Raw genomic sequence first — 17,419 nt, 5'->3', positions numbered from 1 at the left:
CCGTATGTCGTTGCTGAGACGGGTGATCGGCGCGGTGCTGCGCCGCAAGCGCCAGCACCAGGGCCGCACGCTGCGGGAGGTCGCCCTGGCCGCCGGGGTCTCCGTGCCGTACCTGTCCGAGGTGGAGCGTGGCCGCAAGGAGGCCTCCTCCGAGGTGCTCGCGGCGATCTGCCGGGCGCTCGGCCTGCACCTCTCGGATCTGCTGGAGGAGGTCCGCGACGAGCTTCGACGGGTCGAACGTCGGCTGCCCGCCACCGGCCCGGCCGGCCGGGTTCCCACCACCCGACCCGGCGACCCCACGACCGCCGTCGTCGGCCGCGGCACGGACGGATCCACCCAGCCCGTCGCCCGCCTCAACACCCTCGGCTTCGGCTCCGACCTGACCGCAGTGCTCGGCGGCAACGGCGTGGTCGACGGTGCATTCCACGGCGGCTGGGCCCGCCCGGTCGGGCGGCTCGACACCATCGGGACGCAGAGCACCGTGACCGGCGGAATCAGAATCATCGCCTTCGCCGATCCGACCGGTCCGGTCCACGTCGTCGCTCGGCGGCCGATCCTGCGCCGCACGATGCCCGGCCGATCGCCCGCCGCCGCGCCGCTCCGGACCAGCGCACGGAGAAGACCAACCCGGCGGACCTCCACCATGCACGCCGCCGTCGGCAGTCGCCCGGACTAGTGCGGTGTCGCCGCCGTTCTGCCGTGGGCGGATCTGCCCGGGGCAGAACGGATAGCCACAGACCGCTCACGTCCCGCAGGCTCAAGGAGCCGGTTTCCGAGCGCTCGACGTCGCCGCCGGCAGGTGGAGGTCAACCATGATCACGATGCTCGACGACGGCCAGCGGACCTTTGGCGACCAGGTGTTCGAGCGGCTGCTGCGGGAACGGATCGTCTTCCTCGGCAGCGAGGTGGACGACGAGATCGCCAACCGGATCTGCGCCCAGATTCTGCTGCTCGCCGCCGAGGACCCGGAGCGGGAGATCACCCTCTACATCAACTCACCCGGCGGCTCGGTGAGCGCGGGCATGGCGGTCTACGACACGATGCGCTTCGTACGCAACGACGTGGCGACCCTGGCCATGGGGCTCGCCGGCTCGATGGGTCAGTTCCTCCTCTGCGCCGGCACGGCTGGCAAGCGGTACGCCCTGCCACACACCCGCATCCTGATGCACCAGCCCTCCGGCGGCATGGGCGGCACCGCGTCCGACATCACCATCCAGGCCGAGAACATGCTGCACGTGAAGCGGACGATGCAGGAGTTGATCGCCGAGCACAGCGGGCGGACCCTGGGCGAGATCCAGCGTGACTGGGACCGGGACCGCTGGTTCACCGCCGAGGAAGCCCGTGACTACGGCCTGATCGACCAGGTCGTCACCGCCGCCACCCAACTGCCCGCCCGCTGATCCCGCTGCCGGCGTCACCCGGTAGTGAATGATCACCGGATCTACTCGGACGCCTCGCTGCGCGCCGGACCGGCGATCGAGTAGCCGATCAACCCGACGAGGGCGAAGGCCGCCGCCATCAGCATGGCGGCATCGCTCTCGGCTGGCTGACCCTGCCACGTCGCCACCGCGCCCCAGACACCCTCCTGGGGATACATCGCCGCGACGGTGGTCCAGCCCAGCGGGAGAAACCATGATCTGGCGGCACCCACCACTGTCGCGCACAGGGCGGTGAGCCCCAGCAGACCGGCGGCGTCGCGGACCACCAGCGCGACCGGCCCGAACCGGGCATCGGTGTGCCGGGTGGCGAGCAGCACCGCGAGAACCACCACCAGTGCGACGAGCAGGTGCACCGCCCGCCGCCAGGGCCAGCGCATCGACGCCGTCCGTTCCAGGTTCTCGTCGGGGCCGGCGAGGGTGAGTGACAGCACCGCGACCATCAACAGGACGGTCATGACGACCACCATCGCCGTGACGTCGCGTTCCTCGGCGAAGGCCAGGCACAGCGCCCACACCACACCCGCGCCGCCGCCGGCTGCGGCCAGGGCCAGCGGTACGCGCCGCGAACGCAGATACAGCAGCGCCCAGGTCACCGGGCACTCTCCGACAGGATGCCGGTGACGTCCGCGCAGGTCAGCAGGGCATCTCGGACCGCCGTGACCCGGGCCAGCGCCTCGTCGTCGGACAGTTCGCGCAGTCCCTGCCACAGAGTGACCGCCTCAGCGTTGATCACCGGCTCCTCGTAGAAGACCTCGGGCACCACGGCGACATCTGACTGCGGCTCACGGTTCAGGAGCCAGTAGGCCGCCGCACGTTCGACCACCTCGTTGCGGTGCTGGCACCGCTCGTCGTACGGGACACCCAGCCCTCGGACCACCTCGGGAACGACGGTGGCCGGGTGGGCGAGCCCGCCCCGTTTGTCGATCCGAACCGGGATCCTGACGATGCCGTCCCCAGGCGAGCTGTCCTCGTCGAGCATGAACCCACGGGTGTCCTCGTGCACGGCGGTCGGCGCGTCCGGCAGTTTCGCCAACGCCGTCAGGCCCTCCCGAGCCAGCGGCGTCAGCGCCTCAAGCACGTTGGCGTGCAGCCGGCTGACGCACACCGTCGGCGTGTCGTCGGTGCACACCAGTTCCCGCGCGACCGGATCGACCGGCCAGTTGAGCACGTCCTCGTCCCGGGGAACGACCGCAACAGCCACGGTGAACCCGAGCAGCACCGGCACCAGCGCGGCCGTACGGGCGCGCCAGCCGCCGGCCACGAACAGCAGCAGACCGGTGGCAGCGAGCGCGACCATCGAGATCGCGAGCGCACCGCTGACCCGGTTGTCGATGGTCTGGAAGTCGTGGAAGGGAGCCGTGCCGTGGACCGGTGAGATCGCCGCCGCCAGCCAGTCCGGGGTACGCACGATGCTGAGGAAGACCAGCAGGACGCCGGCCACCGCCAGCACCGGGGCGGTCACCAGCGCGGGGAGCATGCGGCCGATGCCCAGTCCGAGCCACACCGCGCCGATCAGGGACAACGCACCGACAATGGTGACGACGGTGAAGTTCAGCGCCGGCACGTGCTGCGCGGTGGTGACGATCCAGCCGAGGCCCGCCACGGTCACCAGCAGATAGGCGACCGCGAGCGTGACGGCCATCGCGCCGAGCACCGGCAGCATCCGCTGCGCGCGCGGCCGGGCGGTGGTGGCGAACAACTCACCCACCTTCGCCCGGTGTTCCCGGCGGCCCTGCCAGGCACCGGCGGCCAGGGCCAACGGCCACAACAGGAGCAGGTACTCCCGGATGGTCATCGCCAACGGCATCCAGCCACTCGCCCACCGACCGGTCGCCACATAGAGCGCTCCGGCCCCGACCGCCACGGTGATCAGGCCGGCACCGAGCGCGGCGGAGCGGCGCAGTTCGATCCCCAGGATGTTCATCGGGCAACCCCCGCCCGGTGCCGACGGAGGACGGCGGAATAACCGCGCTCGGCCGGGCTGTCACCGGCGTCGCCCTGGTCACCCTGCGTGGTCAGGCCCTCGGGCGTGCCCTGCCACACCAGTCGCCCCTCATCCAGCACGATCACGTCGGTGCAGGCCGCCACCACGTCCTCCACCAGGTGGGTGGAGACCAGCACACAACTGTCGGTGCCCAGGTCACGCAGCAGCTCGCGGAAGTCGAGTCGCTGTTCCGGGTCCAGGCCCACGGTCGGCTCGTCGAGCAGCAGGAGCTGCGGATCGTTGACGATGGCCTGCGCGATGCCGGCCCGGCGCAGCATGCCGCCGGAGAGGGTCTTCAGCCGGGCGTCGGCCTTGGCGGTCAGCCCGACCCGGTCGATGGACCGTTGCACCGCCGCCGGGATACCGGCCTTCGGCATCTCCTTGAGCCAGGCCATGTATCCGACGAACTCGCGGACCGTGAACCGCGGGTAGAAGCCGAACTGCTGCGGCAGGTAACCCAGGGTGCGCCGTACCGGTCGCAGGTCGGATCGGTTGTCGACCGAACGTCCGAGCAACGTCAACCGCCCACCGGCGGGAGTCAGGACGGTCGCCAGCGACCGCATCAGGGTGGTCTTCCCGGCACCGTTCGGGCCGAGCAACCCGTGCACACCGGTGGGCAGGGTCAGATCAAGACCGTTGACGGCCAGGTGACGCCCGGCCCGGACCTGCAAGCCTTCCGCGTGGACCGCCCAGGGATGGGTGGTGGCGGCCGTCTCGGCCGCGCTCACGGCACGCATAGTCATCGTCTCCTTCGACAATTCGGGCGACGCGGCACAGGCGTCGTATCGCGAGTTCAGCGGCGGACGTTGCCCAAGCCCTAGTCGTACTGGGAGATTCGCCGGAATCCGTCGACCCGGAAAACGGCCATGACGGTCAGCAGCACCGTGGCCAGCGCCCAGACGCCAGCAGTTTCCGTTTCCAGGACCACCGGCACCCGGGCTGCTGCGACGCTGGGAGCGATCACGACGAGCGACCAGATCGCGATCAGTCCGATCGCGGCCCGGCGTACGCCGACCAGAGTCCCCAGCAACAGCGTGGCGGCGGTGAAGGCCAGGCACGGCAGCAGCATCAGGGCCAACGACGCCCCGCTGCGGGCCCCCGTCAGGGCGAGCGCGGGAATGACGAAGGCCAGCACCGCCGCGGTACGCCGCAGCAGCGTCGTCAGGCCGGCGGCGGGAGTGGCGGCGATCAGTTCCCAGGCCGGATCGGCACGGCGGTGCCAGGAAACCGCCACGCCCGGCAGCGGTGCCAACGGTGCGACCAGCAGCACCAGCCACTGCTGCCCATCCCACAGTTCACCCAGCAGCGCCGCGGAAGCGAGCACTGCGGCGGTCATGGCCAGCCACGGCAACAGCGTGCCGACGAACCAGCGATGCCGCAGCAGAGACCAGGACCGGCTGTGGCCGGCGGAAACCGGCACAGCGGCGATTTCCCGGTCCAGATTCATCGCGACCCGTTCGATCAGGGCCCGAGTTTCGACAGTGGTGCCACCGGCCAGCCGGGCACGACAGTCGTTGCAGTCCTCCAGGTGCACCTCGATCGCCCAGACGCTGGGCTCGTCGAGGCCGGGGTCCCCTGCGGCATACCGTTCAATCTGCGCCATGGTCGGATGGGTGGTCGTCATGACAGTGCCTCCCGCAGGGCGATCCGGGCGCGGCGGACACGGGACTTGACGGTGTTCTCCGGTACGCCCAGCAACACCGACGCCTCCCGCATGCTGAGCCCGTCGAGGACCGTGGCCCGCAGCGCGGCACGGACCTCGGGCGGTAGGACCAGCAGCGCCTGCTCCAACTCCTGGCCGACCCGCGCGGCCATCACCTCGTCCTCGGCCGCCGGGGCCATGCTCGGCATGAGCTGCACCTGCGGCACCCGGTCCCGGCGCGCCCGGCGACGGAAGGCGTCCACCAGACGGTGTGCGGCGATGGTCCACAACCAGCCGACCGCGCTCCCCTGCGCCCCACCCCTGCTCGCCGCCGGGACACCGGCGAAACTGCCCGCAGCCCGCCACACCGTCAGGTACGTGTCCTGCAACACTTCGGCGACCATGTCCGGATCGGCGCACCGCCGACGCAGCCGCACCTCCAGCCACGGCGCCGTACGCCGGTAAAGCTCGTCGAACGCCGGCCGATCTCCACGGGCGACTCGACGTACGAGTTCTCCCTCGTCGGCGGTGTCCATGCCTGTCCTCACACCCGGTAAGACGACCGGCCCCGCCCGATCGGGTCCAGACACACTGTGATTGCCGTCACCTCTGACCCTCGCTCACCTCAGCGCTGCCCGACCGCCGACAACGACCGGGGCTAGCATCCCAGGTCATGCGTAGGTTCTTCGCGGTCGAGGGTCGACAGCTTTCCTACCTGGACTTCGGTGGATCGGGCGCGCCGCTCCTGGCTCTTCACGGGCACTACAACGAAGCGTCGGCATTCGCACCGCTGGCCGAGGCGTTGGCACCCCACTGGCGGGTGATCGCACTCGATCAGCGCGGGCACGGAGCGTCGGACCGCGCCGAGAGCTACGAGCGTGACGACTACGTATCCGACGTCGCCGCGTTCCACCAGCGACTGGAAGTCGGCCCTGCGGCGGTGCTGGGCCACTCGCTCGGCGGAGTGAACGCCTACCAGTACGCCGGGCGGCACCCCGACCGGGTCACCGCGCTCATCGTCGAGGATGCCGGCGCGGTCGTAGACGTTGACTGGTCGTTCACGACCAGCCTCCCCCGCCACGCGCCAACCCGCGATGCGCTGGCCGCCGCCCTGGGCGCGGCGGCACCCTACCTGGAATGTTCCTTTCGCCAGTCCAACGACGGCTGGGGCTTCTCATTCGACATCGACGACACGGTGGCCTCCCAGAAGGCACTCAGCGGTGACCACTGGAAAGACTGGGTTTCGGTGAGCTGCCCGACCCTCCTGATCCGTGGAACGCGTAGCGATGAACTGGCGGCCGCCGATCCGGATAGACACACGGACAGTTGCCGGCATCTAGCAGGGCCAATCCACATAGATGGACATTTTGCACCGTGGCCAGCTTGTTACTGGTCGGGGCCTCGCGCTGGCGCCCCCGGCAGGATTCGAACCTGCGACACACGGTTTAGGAAGGCGACTGAGGCAAGCCACCCACTGCGGCCGCCACCTGCACGTCCGGGATTCTTGTCGGGCTGCGACCCAAGCATTCTGCACGGCGCTGCGGACGCCCGAGGACGGCCGGAGGCCGCCCGCAGGGCGGGCCGCAAGCGCGCTACCCCTGCCTTGCAGAGATCAAGACTTCTGTCGGTCGACGTCGGTGACTGCCGCTGACCTGCTCGCCGGGTCGACTACCGTCGACGCCGGACCGTGTCCGTCGGCGGGCTTGGCTGTACGGATGGCTGTACAGCCGGAGGGCCTATACACCTAGGAGATCACGGAGGTCGGCCGCCAGTCTGGTCATCTCCTCGCCGGCCTCCACCACGAAGACCGTCCGGGCCGACCAAGCATCGTCGGCATACGCCTGCCGGGCACGCTTCAACGTCACGCCGATGGCTACGTGGCCTCGCCCGTCGTGGCGCGCATCGATCTCCATCTCACCTTCAAGCGAGCTCCACTCTCGTCCGCCTTCCCATCCCTGCCAGTCGTTTGCCAGAGACTGAAAGAACCACCCAAGAGTCTCGTTCTCGGGTGCCCAGCGACCCGCCAGCGTGGCGCTGGTCTCCGCCGTCATGCCCTCGTCAGAGATCTTTGACCGCACAGCCCAGATGTAGCCGTCGCCGTACGGGTCGGTTGGAGGGTGCAGTACCCAACTGCAGCTCGTTCCGAGCGATCGCAGCTCGAAGGGCTCTTCCATGGTCAACATGATGGTCGAAAGCTGGTAGGTGTCGACCGCAATACTGCACCGTCAGTTCGGAAGATCGTTCCCGGCTGGCATGATCCGTCCGGATTGCATGGTCGGCGAGGTTGTGGTGGGTGCCCGATCATGGCCGCTGTTAGCCGCTTGGGACACCGGCTACTGGCACGTGGCCGGCACAACGGCGCGGCTGTCCGGTGGCGTGCGGCTCACCGCCCCCGGCCTTCGGGCCCGGTGGCGGCTTGCCGTGCCGCCGGCTTTCCGCGCAGCCGAGTGACGGTGGTGCCGGTGCTGATCGTGCGACAATGAGTGGCGGTGTGTGATGGAGGAGGTGGGTCGTGATGTCGAGCAGCGCTGAGCGGATGCCCGAGTGGCCGACCGCTGAGCATGTGCCGGCGGAGGAGTTGGCCCGTCGTCAGGGTGTACGGCCGGTCGCCTCCGTCGATGATCTGGCCCGGCCGGGCCTGTTCGAGTCCGACGACGAGTTGGACGACTTCCTCGCCGACCTGTACGCCTCTCGGCGGGCCAGCGCCGCGTGAGTCTGGTCGTCCTGGACACCGACGTCGCGTCGGCGATCCTGAGGGGCCGCCTACACAACAGGCTTCGTGCCCGACTGGCCGGTAAGACCCTGTGCATCACGTTCGTCACGCTCGGAGAGTTGGCCAAGTGGACTGCACTGCGGAGCTGGGGGCCACGCAAGCTGGCTGACCTCGCGCAGTGGCGATCGGGCGTGGTCCTGCTGCCATTCGACGAGGCGGTGGCGACGACCTGGGGTCAACTCCAGGCGCGGGCGCAGCATCGGGGGCGTCCCCGTCCGACGAACGACTCCTGGATTGCGGCCTGCTGCCTGGTCGACCGGCTCCCGCTGGCGACCTTCAACGGCAAGGACTACGCCGACTTCGCCGAATACGACGGCCTACGTCTGTTCGACGTCTCGTAGCTTCACCGCCTCGGCGCCCGCCGTGACCGAACGGCGGTGACTGGTCCTGGTGGCCAGCAGCCAGCCGAACCCACTACCCGGTGGCAAGCCGCGCAGCGGCGCGGCAGCCGATCGCCCCGACCTCGGCGGTGGACGACCATCGCGCGTTCGTCCCTGGCCAAGACATCGACAGCCTGGAGGGCGAAGCGATGCAAGTGGGCCGGGGTCAGGGACGGCTTGGGGACAGTGGGGACGGCCGCTCCGAACTATCGTGCCGCCCATGCATTTGGATGTTTTCCCATTCCCACAGATGTTCTTCGCGCTGGCCTTGTGGCTGGCTGGGCAGGCCGTCCTGTACTTCGTGATCCGGATGGCTGTGCGCCACGCCATCGAGGACGCGGATCGTCGGCGAGCATCACAGCAACGCGGGTAAGCCGAAGAGCCCTCCCCCGGCGGCCGATGCCGGCCACAGGCTGTCAGCAGGCCGGGTGGGGCGGCGTTGCACCGCGCTTGCGCGGTGCCTTGATCCTATCGAGAACGTTTCGGCAGTGGCATCGGTCTGGACGGCCTCGACTTGGCCTGCGTCAATCCGTTCGGAGCCGGGAAAGTCCGGCCCGATGACTACTCGCCTGTAAGTCCTGGCGCTTCTTCGGACGCGTCTGCTCACGTCTCTGACGTCGGGCGCTGATCCATAGCCCTTCGTGCTCGGCTGTTTGGGGCCGGCCGGACCTGGCCCGCTGGAACACCGGCGAACTCGCCGCGGTGGCGGCAACATTGAACAGCCGGCCACGCAAAGCACTCGGGTGGAGAACGCCGGGCGAACCCTCAACGACCTGTCATCGTCCACAGTCCACGCAGGACAGTGGTATTGCAAGGACTGGTTGAAACCGGTATGAGATCAAGATGCCTGCCCCGCCGACCTGGATTGATGGGCGTCTAGCAGCGGAAACACCTCTCGGCGTCTCTCACAACTCCCCCACCGTCCGCCGACCTCTTGCGGACTGGATGCGGACTGCTCGCTGGCACGGGATGGTCAGATGGCCGGCCACTGCCTTGCAGGTCGCTGGTCAGCGCCAGTGGCAGCACCCCTGGCAGTCTGGGGGCATGGTGTTCTCCGACGATCAAGAACTGGGCAAAGCGATCAGGAATGCCGACTCGCCTACCTGGTCAGTTCGCGCTGAAGCCGGGCGGCATCTTGCGAGATCTCGCGAAATCGACGAGGTAGCCGGCACTCTCTTGCCGTCTTCTCTTGGATCCCCAAGACACTGCGGTGACTTGGGAAACGGCCAAGGCGATGCTGGAACGCCAAGACGCCATGGGTCTACGCCTTGTGTTGTTAGCCGGTAGCTATGCCGCCGACGAAGCCACCGCCGACGAGATCCAGGCTGCTCTGGACTGCAACCCTGACTGGTGACGCCCGCGGGCGCAGACCGCCTGACCAAGCACCTTCGGGGGGACCTAGTAATGGATGAAGACGCCGGGGTGCGCGACGAGGCCCGAAGAATTCTCGGGTGCCTACGACCTGAATAGAAGGGCTACGGCGTGCTCGGTCAGGCACATGAGCCAGTTTCTGCTGCCATCCCGTCTGGGTCCTGGTGGCGCCTCGCCGGCTCGGAATTCCAACGCAGTGTCACGACTCGTCACTACGTCCGTGCGGTGGACTGGCGAGACGTTGAGGTCGCTGAGGACGCGAGCCGGTTGAAGATCGCAAGGCGATCGGGCACGCAGCGGGCACGTAAGCCCCGAAAGGCGGATCAGTGATTGGTGATCAAGGCTGTGACCTGGTGCCCCCGGCAGGATTCGAACCTGCGACACACGGTTTAGGAAACCGATGCTCTATCCCCTGAGCTACGAGGGCGCGAGTGGCCAGTGTAACGACCTGCGGGTCGACCCGCGTTGGCAGGGAGTGACCCACGTTGACCTGCGTTGACCCAGCCAGCCGCCCCGACCGACGACCACACGCCGACCACACCAGGCAGGCCTAGCCACCATGATCGTTAACCCCGATTGACCTGAAGTAGCACGGATTGGCACGCGGCGACCTCGGCTGGAGAGCACACGGCGTACACATCAGCAAGATCGGTAAGGACTTGTCGCCGGACCCTCACCTCGCACCCCACGCCTGATCGGGATCCTCGTTGAAACCTCGCCACCCGCGACGCGGTCGCGAGCAGGGCGGGTTGAAGCGCTACGCCGGGACCACCGGAGCGACGCGAGCGAAGCACCCGGATCGACCTTGTGAAGCATCTGATCCGTAGTGCAAAGCCATGAGCGCATATCCTCTACGACCAACACTCGACCCAACTCGTACGACCGCAAGCCCGACCGTCCGCCCCGATCCGGTTGCGTTCATACAGGTCTACGTGGTGGCGACGCCAGCAATTCGCACTCGTCGATGACAAGGTGGGTGCCGCGTCTCTGGTCTGGTCCGCGCGGGTAGCGGCTCGTCCGCGTCAGTCCCCTGACGCCCGAGCAGCCACCGAGCAACCACGATCGCCACAGCTCGCGATTTGGGCATCAGATCGATCGGGCACCTACTTTCGACTACGGCAAGCTAAATGTAGTCAAGCGTCCATAAAGCGGCAGGTCAGATTTTTGACAACCTTCTGGCTGGCATCGGGCTCACGAGATAGACAGGGTGATGCGTATTGCTGTAAGACGGTGGGCGATCAGGGAAAACCTAAGACAAGATTCATCCATCATGGACGCACCGCTCCGTGTCAGCCTGTGCCGAGTTCGGGTGCACCTGATCACGACACACGGACGCACCACGTCGGCGGCTACTCGCATAACGGGGTCTGCTAGCGTTCCTACGCCCCGTCATCAATCGCTCACACTTTGCGATCACGCCTAAGGGTGCCGAGCCGCGCAGACACCACCGCCATGGGAGCGCGATGTCAGACAGGAAGCCGTTACCCCTGGAACAACGCGGCGCCCTACCCCTCGTTCCCGATCAGAGAACACGCGAGGACACACCGCCTACAAGGTCCTGGACCGCGCCGCCTGAACTCGCTGGCAGCACATCGCCCATGCGGGTGGCCTTGAGCGTCTTGACTGGGGGAGAACAGAGGTGCGCGATGCACCTTGCGGTTAAGTCGAGACCGGGGCTTAAGCCTGCCGCTTGGCCGAGTCGTGACAAGCCGCCGGTGCCGGTGCGGCTGGTCATGGACGTATGCGACGCTGTCGAGTTCGACCGCCGACCGGTTGATGAGGCACTGAGGTCTGTACTGGCAAAGCAGCCGCTTCACGACGGTCTCGCAACCTTCATTAAGCATGCCGCACGCAGCTACCTGTCGATCCGTGAGCCAGAGCCATCAATGCTGCCAGTCGCCCACTGGTGGGTGGTCCAGCATGTCGATCAAGGTGTTCGCGAGCTGTGGGCTTGGGGCCGACGCTACCGTTCGGCCGACGGTGCGGTGCGTGAACTGCGGCTGATTCGCCTCGCGAACATGCTAGAGCGCCAGCGCAGCGAGGCCGAGGTGGCGGTCGCGGCCTACACGGCCGCGTACGGCCGTCCCGCGCCGTGGCCGGATGAGTGGGAGAAGAAGTTCTTTGTCCGGGCACGCGAAGAGGTCTCTCGCGTCGTGGTCGCCGACATCGACCTCACCGAAGGCTTGAGAAGGGTCCTGTTCGACGGAACCATCGAGGATGCCGCCGCTCTTTACGAGAGGCATGGACGCCGCGCTGCCGGTCAGGTCCTTCATGGCCAGAAGCGCCGCCCAGGCGGCGATTGTCTCAAATGCCGTCTCGTGCTGGCCTGTGACGAGGTGATGCGAGCTCCGGGACTGCTGGGGCTGCGGTCGGACCGGCGAACGAAGCTGCGTCAGGTGTCGATCACCGACTTACGTTATTACGCCAGTTGCCCGGCCCAGCATTACCTGCAGACGTTGCGCCTGCCGAAGGTCAACGAGTACGCCACTCCGGCCCGGATCGGTCAGGCAGTTCACTGCTATTTGGAGATGCTGCACGCGAAAGCAAGGGGACCGTGCCAGCACGCGGACATGCCAGGTGACATCAGATGGGCCGACCCGCGCTGGGAGCTCGACGCTGATGCAGCCGAGGCGGGCATGCGGATGCTCGCGCATCATCCGTCCGTGTGCCCTCTTGAAGAGAGCACCTCAGACCTCAGGATCGAAGAGACTTTCGCCTTTCATGACACAGCTGCGCAGACTCTGGTGATCGCCAAGCCCGACCTCGTCTACCGCGACGACGGCGCCTGGGTGTGGCGCGAGATCAAGACCACCCGGCGCCGCCAGCGTGGTGGCGAGGATGTCGTCACAGAGTTCCCGCAGGTTGCACTCGCGACGGCCATCCTCGGGCGAGGCCTGCTCGGCGGACCCGTCGACGGTTCCCGAGTGGAGCTGGAAATTCTCCGGCCGGCCGGAGCGGATCTCATCATGGTCGACCCGTCAGATCCGCAGGAGCTCGATAAGGCGTACGCAGTCCTGCGGAGGAGGGCGCAGCCGTGGCGCGAGGACAACACCTTCGCCGCAGCACCTGGCGAGAACTGTCGTACCTGTCCGGTAAGTAGGTGGTGTCCCAGCGCGGCGGAAACAGACCCGCCGCCGTTCTCTCAGGAGACCGCTCGTGGTGCTGACCGTGAACAGCCCGCCTGATCTGTCCACCTTCGCCGGGGTGACGCTGCTGCGCATGGTCGCGACGGCTCTGGTCGACCTGTCGCGTCACGACAGGTCTCCGGATCCGATCTACTCGGACAAGGTGCAGAAGGCCTACAACCACCTGGTCCTGCAATGCCTGCTGCGCGAGATGGAGCCGCCGGCGAGCGTCGCAGGCATGGCGCGCTGGGCGGCTACCAGGCCGATCGGACAATGGCCGTTTGACCTGCCGGCGGAAGCCGAGAGCTTGGACGAGTTCCTGGTCGACGCGCAAACCGGGGTCCCCACCCAGCGATGCTATGAGTGGGAGGTCTCAGGACCCGATGCCGCCGCCGAGCTCTTCGAAAACGAGATCATCCGTACGGTCTTCGCGCAGTGCGAGGCGGCACGATCGCCGCAGTCCTACACCGCGTTCCGGCGTCTTTTGATTGACAAGCCGGTGCTGACCGGTATCGACAAGGCGACGCTGATCGGTGAGCATCCCGAGCTGGGCACCGTTTTGGAGACGGTGAACCGGTGCTACGAGCCGGCCCCGGCCGCCTACCGAGGCACCGACGGACGCTTCGCTACGTGCGCACGTTGCCACTGTCTGCTCAAACCCGATGGTCGGTCCTGGCGGTGCGAGCTGGACCGCTGCCGCCGCGAAGCTCACGCCACCCCGAAAGACTTCATCGACGATCGCTCGACCGGCGGGCTGCATTTGCTGCGAGCGCCGCTGCGCATGTTCATCACCGGCCCGGGGTTGGCCGAGGTCGAGCTGGAACGGAAGCTCATCGGCAAGGGCCTCGTCCCGGAGATGTGGCCGGGCTGCGACGCCTACGACCTGAGAATCACTCTACCGAACCAGCAGGTGTGGGCCATCGACGTGAAAGACCGCGCGAACCCTGCCCTGCTCGGACACAGCGCCACCCGGTTCCGGCCGGAACCGCCGTACAACCGGGCCTTCCTGGTGGTGCCGCAGTACCGGTTCGACGACCGCGAGGACTACAAGATCGTCTTTGAGCATTTCTGCCCGCCGGAGGTCAAGGAGCAGGTGACCCTGCTCAGCGACAAGGCGTTTCTCCGCATGTTGACAACTACCTTGACCCGGCTGCGTAGGAACGGCTTTGCGGGAGGCGACGATGCGTGATCGCAGTAGCTGGCACGGCGACCTCGCCGGCGAATTCCGTGGCGCGTGGAAGGCACCTGCCGGGTTCGGCATCGGTGACCTGCTCGACGTTGAGCTGGCGATCTACCTCGGCACGCAGGTCATGCCGACCCGGCCGGTGCGCGACATCTGGACCCTGCTCAGCGGCTATCCGTATGAAAAAGCGTTCGGCGACGTACGTACCAACGAAGCACGGCTGATGATCCGGCGCGCTCGGCATTTCCTGTGGGACCGCAGCCGCCGCTACACCTGGCACAACTCGCTACACATGTATCTCGACGTCGACATCACGCTGCGCGGCTACACGTTCGAGACCATCGACGATCTGGCCAAGGCGCTCGAGCCCACCCGCGCGCACGACCGCAGGGAGGTCTATGAGCGGTTGCTGACCCAGCCGCCTCCTCTGGAGCGGCGCGAGCTGCCCATCGCCGGCGCCGGAGACCAGCTGTTCTACGTCCGCGATCAGCGCCACTCCGTGAACATCCCCGTCGAGCTGATCGGCCTCAAGCCCTGGATCGGGCATGACATCAGGGCGGCGCCGCCAGGCAACGGCCAGCCGATCACCGTCACCATGACCGAACTGGAAGCCGCAGCTGATGCTATGGACGCCCTGGAGGTCGCCGCCAACGCCGCGGATCTGGCGGAGAACCGCACGCCTCGCAAGCTCAACGATTGGAAGAAGCGTCTACGGCGGGTCGAGTTGCTGCTGCGCGACGAAGCCGCCGGGGCGTTCCAGACCCATCCCCGGCTGCGCATCGACAGGCTGATGAACCTGGTTGGCATGGTCGGCGCCGGCAAGTCCACGATTCGCGACATTCTGGCCTTCCAGCTCGCCACCCGCGAGCGCCCGGCTGACCGACGCCGGACCACGATCGTCGTGGGTGACGTCGCCGAAGTGCTGACCATCGCCGAGCAGTTTCGTCGCCTCGGTGTGCACGCCGCGCCGATCCTGGGAAAGTCCACCCTCGAACGCAATATTCAGCGGTTGCATCGGCGCAGCGAGTCTGCCACACAGAGCATGCTGAATCATGACAACCCGGGTTTCGCGCACCTGTCGAGCGCCTGCCCGCTCGACGCCTTACGGGGGTTCGAGGCACGTCGGGCGCTGGCGATCGCCGCCGCACCATGCACCGGTTTGTACAACGCTGACGATGTCGAGAAGGCCGAGCTCGAGCACGACGATCCCGACTCCGCCAGCACGGGGTTCCTGCGTCGCCGCCGTAGGCCAGCCAGGCCGAAACGTCACGGATGCCCGGTGTGGACTGCGTGCCCGCGGCATAGTGCAGCTCGTGACCTGGTCGACGCGGAGATCTGGGTCGCTACGCCGGCATCGCTGGTGCACAGTCGTGTGCCCGACCATCTGAACGACGAGAATATGCGCTACCTGGAGCTGGCCTGCCGCCGCAGCGACCTGATCATCGTCGACGAGGCCGATCGGGTACAGATGCAGCTCGACACCGCGTTCGCGCCAGCGGCGACGCTGGTGGCCCGTGGTGCGGAGTCGTGGCTCGACGAGGTCGGCAAGCACAAGCTCACCGAGCTGGCCGCGCAGGGCCGGCTGCAGTTGTCGAGTGACGAGATCGACGATTGGAACAACGCGCTCAACACGGTCATCACGGCCACCGACCGGATCTACTCGATGCTGATCAATGACGAGCCGCTGCGGCGATGGATCACGCAGGACTACTTCAGCGCGATGACCTTGCACCAGTGGCTGATCAATGAGTGGTTTCCCAAGCTGCGTAGGCGCAACCGCGCCGATAACGAGAATGCCGTGGCTCCCGACGGGGACAAACTTGCCTCTCAGCGTGCCGAGCTCCAGCGTGTCGACACCGTTCTCGGCAGTTTCCGCGACTCGCCGCTGACCCCGTTGCGCGGGCGTGGTCCCGAGGACACCACCACGGACCTGGTCAACGCGCTCGTGGCGATGGCGACGGAGTTGCTGCACGCCCCCCGCGGGGTATTCGTTCGCGAGTTCAGCCGTGAGCGGCTGAAGAAGTTGCTGCGCCAGCTGGTCCCGAACAATGCCTCCGTCGCCGGTGACCTTGACGCCAACCTGCACCGCTTCGAATTTACCCTCGTGCTGGCGGTCCTGCACGATCGTCTTGACCGCATGACCATTCTGTGGCCGCGCGTCGAAGCTGCGCTCAACCTGGACTCGACCTCCAATGTGCTGTCGCGCCGGCCGCCCAAGGACTACATGCCGGTGGTTCCCGAATCCCCCATGGGTAACGTGCTGGGCTTTCAGTTCCAGGCCGACGACCGCAACGAGGACGGCGATCAGAGCGGTGAGCTGCGGTTCTTTCGCTGCAACGGTGTCGGCCGCGAGCTGCTGCTGGAGCTAACCGACATCCCTGCCGTGGACAACCGACCCGGTCCGCATGTGCTGTTGATGTCGGCCACCAGCTGGGCCGGCACCTCCAGCCGCTACCACCTGCACGCCCAGGTCGACGCCGTGCTGCGGCCCCACGAACACGAGGTCGCCGCCATCAAGAAGAGCACCTTCCGCAAGCTCTTCCTCTACCCGCCCGGCGTCACCACCGCCCTGCGGCTGTCGGGCACCGACCCTCGGCAGCGTCCCGCTCAGCTCGAGCAGATGCTGCACCAACTGGCCGTACCTGACCGCAGCCTGACCGGCGCGACCTCGCTGCTGCAGCAGGAACTGGACGATATCGACGACCCACAACGCCGCCGGATTCTGTTGCTGGTCGGCAGCTACGCCGAGGCGCACCGTGCCGGGCACTACCTCAACACCCTGCCGGAATGGACTGGCAACGTCACGGTCCTGGTATCCGACGACACCGACCTCGACCATTCCTGGAGCAACCTGCCCGCCGACACCCGCCAGCTTCACCTTCGCCGCGGCGAGCTGGCCAAGTTCCCCGACGTCGGCGGGCAGTTGCTGATCGCGCCGCTGCTGGCCGTCGAGCGCGGGCACAACATCGTGGTTCCCGGCGGTAAAGCCGCCATCGGCAGCGTGTACTTCCTCGCCCGCCCGCATCATCGTCCTGACGACATCTCCCTGGCCACTCAGGCGATCAACGACTGGGCGGTCCGCCAAGTCCGCGGCCCAGGCCGTCGCTTCACTCAGACCGCTCTGGCCGCCGGAAGCCCGGACGACGCCGGACTGCGCTTTCGGGCCGAGGCCGCCCGCAAATGGCACCGCTTCCTCACCCGCCGCCTGTCCTGGACCAGCCTGCCCCCCGATGAGAAGTCGGCCTTTACCTGGGATCAGCTCGTGGTCATCTGGCAGGTCATTGGACGACTGGTGCGCGGAGGTGTCGCCGCCCGCGTCTACTTCGTCGACGGAGCCTTCTCACCCCGCGAGGCCGGCTTCACCGGAGACGACACCCCAGCGACCAGCCTGCTCGCCAGCATGCTGCACGAACTCGCGCCCTATTTCGATCCCGAGTCGGCGCAGACGGCGATCGACCGATCGCTGGTGCAAGCCCTCTACGACCCGCTCTACCGCGCCCTGCGCGACATGAACTGACCGCC

General features: G+C 67.3%; 15 protein-coding genes, 1 tRNA gene and 1 pseudogene. 10 read left to right on the top strand and 7 right to left on the bottom strand.

Annotated features, from left to right (window positions below):
• Positions 1-4: 4 nt before the first annotated feature.
• Together Vlu01_RS27375 and Vlu01_RS00135 are read left to right on the top strand one after the other, a co-directional pair.
• Positions 5-676 carry a helix-turn-helix domain-containing protein gene (locus Vlu01_RS27375; RefSeq protein ID WP_239095601.1) on the top strand — a complete coding sequence of 224 codons (672 nt, stop codon included), beginning with the start codon at positions 5-7 and terminating at the stop codon, positions 674-676.
• Between the two features lie 136 nt (positions 677-812).
• Positions 813-1,400 (top strand): ClpP family protease, encoded by a 588-nt coding sequence (locus Vlu01_RS00135; RefSeq protein ID WP_203990603.1) that lies wholly within the window; start codon positions 813-815, stop codon positions 1,398-1,400.
• Positions 1,401-1,441: 41 nt separating this feature from the next.
• Here the strand turns inward: Vlu01_RS00135 and Vlu01_RS00130 are convergent, their stop codons facing one another.
• The 5 genes from Vlu01_RS00130 to Vlu01_RS00110 form a co-directional block, all read right to left on the bottom strand.
• Positions 1,442-2,032, bottom strand: coding sequence for a hypothetical protein (locus Vlu01_RS00130; protein ID WP_203990601.1), 591 nt, complete (start codon positions 2,030-2,032; stop codon positions 1,442-1,444).
• Entirely contained in the window at positions 2,029-3,363 is a 1,335-nt protein-coding gene (locus Vlu01_RS00125; RefSeq protein WP_203990599.1) for a hypothetical protein, read from the bottom strand. The genes Vlu01_RS00130 and Vlu01_RS00125 overlap by 4 nt, the downstream gene beginning before the upstream one ends.
• On the bottom strand, positions 3,360-4,160 hold the full coding sequence (locus tag Vlu01_RS00120) for an ABC transporter ATP-binding protein (RefSeq protein ID WP_203991576.1): 801 nt from the start codon (positions 4,158-4,160) through the stop codon (positions 3,360-3,362). The genes Vlu01_RS00125 and Vlu01_RS00120 overlap by 4 nt, the downstream gene beginning before the upstream one ends.
• A gap of 80 nt (positions 4,161-4,240) precedes the next feature.
• On the bottom strand, positions 4,241-5,047 hold the full coding sequence (locus Vlu01_RS00115) for a cupin domain-containing protein (protein WP_203990597.1): 807 nt from the start codon (positions 5,045-5,047) through the stop codon (positions 4,241-4,243).
• Positions 5,044-5,601 (bottom strand): RNA polymerase sigma factor, encoded by a 558-nt coding sequence (locus tag Vlu01_RS00110; RefSeq protein ID WP_203990595.1) that lies wholly within the window; start codon positions 5,599-5,601, stop codon positions 5,044-5,046. Before Vlu01_RS00110 ends, Vlu01_RS00115 begins: the two co-directional genes overlap by 4 nt.
• A 137-nt stretch (positions 5,602-5,738) precedes the next feature.
• Between Vlu01_RS00110 and Vlu01_RS00105 the strand changes: the two genes are divergently transcribed.
• Positions 5,739-6,716 (top strand): alpha/beta fold hydrolase, encoded by a 978-nt coding sequence (locus Vlu01_RS00105; RefSeq protein WP_203990592.1) that lies wholly within the window; start codon positions 5,739-5,741, stop codon positions 6,714-6,716.
• Between the two features lie 85 nt (positions 6,717-6,801).
• Here Vlu01_RS00105 and Vlu01_RS00100 read toward each other — a convergent pair whose 3' ends face one another.
• The gene (locus Vlu01_RS00100; protein ID WP_203990589.1) at positions 6,802-7,239 is read right to left on the bottom strand and encodes a DUF6228 family protein; all 438 of its coding nucleotides are present in this window, start codon (positions 7,237-7,239) and stop codon (positions 6,802-6,804) included.
• A 341-nt stretch (positions 7,240-7,580) separates the two neighbouring features.
• On the opposite strand from Vlu01_RS00100, the gene Vlu01_RS00095 reads away from it, so the two are divergent.
• The 4 genes and pseudogenes from Vlu01_RS00095 to Vlu01_RS27365 all read left to right on the top strand — a co-directional run bounded on the left by Vlu01_RS00095 (position 7,581) and on the right by Vlu01_RS27365 (position 9,572).
• Positions 7,581-7,778, top strand: a complete 198-nt coding sequence (locus Vlu01_RS00095) for a hypothetical protein (RefSeq protein ID WP_203990586.1) — start codon at positions 7,581-7,583, stop codon at positions 7,776-7,778.
• A complete protein-coding gene (locus Vlu01_RS00090; RefSeq protein WP_203990583.1) occupies positions 7,775-8,179 on the top strand; it encodes a type II toxin-antitoxin system VapC family toxin in 405 nt (134 codons plus the stop codon). Before Vlu01_RS00095 ends, Vlu01_RS00090 begins: the two co-directional genes overlap by 4 nt.
• A 705-nt stretch (positions 8,180-8,884) precedes the next feature.
• A pseudogene (locus Vlu01_RS27370) lies at positions 8,885-9,043 on the top strand (IS30 family transposase); the annotation flags it as partial.
• 385 nt (positions 9,044-9,428) lie between these two features.
• Positions 9,429-9,572: a hypothetical protein gene (locus Vlu01_RS27365; RefSeq protein ID WP_239095600.1), complete on the top strand. Its 144-nt coding sequence runs from the start codon at positions 9,429-9,431 to the stop codon at positions 9,570-9,572.
• A 368-nt stretch (positions 9,573-9,940) separates the two neighbouring features.
• On the opposite strand, the gene Vlu01_RS00080 is transcribed toward Vlu01_RS27365, so the two are convergent.
• Positions 9,941-10,016, bottom strand: a tRNA-Arg gene (locus Vlu01_RS00080).
• A 1,288-nt stretch (positions 10,017-11,304) separates the two neighbouring features.
• On the opposite strand from Vlu01_RS00080, the gene Vlu01_RS00075 reads away from it, so the two are divergent.
• Genes Vlu01_RS00075 through Vlu01_RS00065 form a run of 3 tightly spaced genes read left to right on the top strand, consistent with a single transcriptional unit; the run spans position 11,305 to position 17,414 of the window.
• Entirely contained in the window at positions 11,305-12,774 is a 1,470-nt protein-coding gene (locus Vlu01_RS00075; RefSeq protein WP_239095599.1) for a PD-(D/E)XK nuclease family protein, read from the top strand.
• A complete protein-coding gene (locus Vlu01_RS00070) occupies positions 12,746-13,903 on the top strand; it encodes a pPIWI_RE_Y domain-containing protein (protein WP_203990580.1) in 1,158 nt (385 codons plus the stop codon). The genes Vlu01_RS00075 and Vlu01_RS00070 overlap by 29 nt, the downstream gene beginning before the upstream one ends.
• Complete coding sequence (locus Vlu01_RS00065; protein WP_203990578.1) at positions 13,896-17,414, top strand: pPIWI_RE_Z domain-containing protein; 3,519 nt, start codon at positions 13,896-13,898, stop codon at positions 17,412-17,414. Before Vlu01_RS00070 ends, Vlu01_RS00065 begins: the two co-directional genes overlap by 8 nt.
• The last annotated feature ends 5 nt before the right edge of the window (positions 17,415-17,419 follow it).

Origin of the sequence: Micromonospora lutea, from assembly GCF_016863535.1 — a bacterium.
Classification (GTDB): Bacteria; Actinomycetota; Actinomycetes; order Mycobacteriales; family Micromonosporaceae; genus Micromonospora; species Micromonospora lutea.
This window is presented reverse-complemented; position numbering and strand designations above follow the sequence as displayed.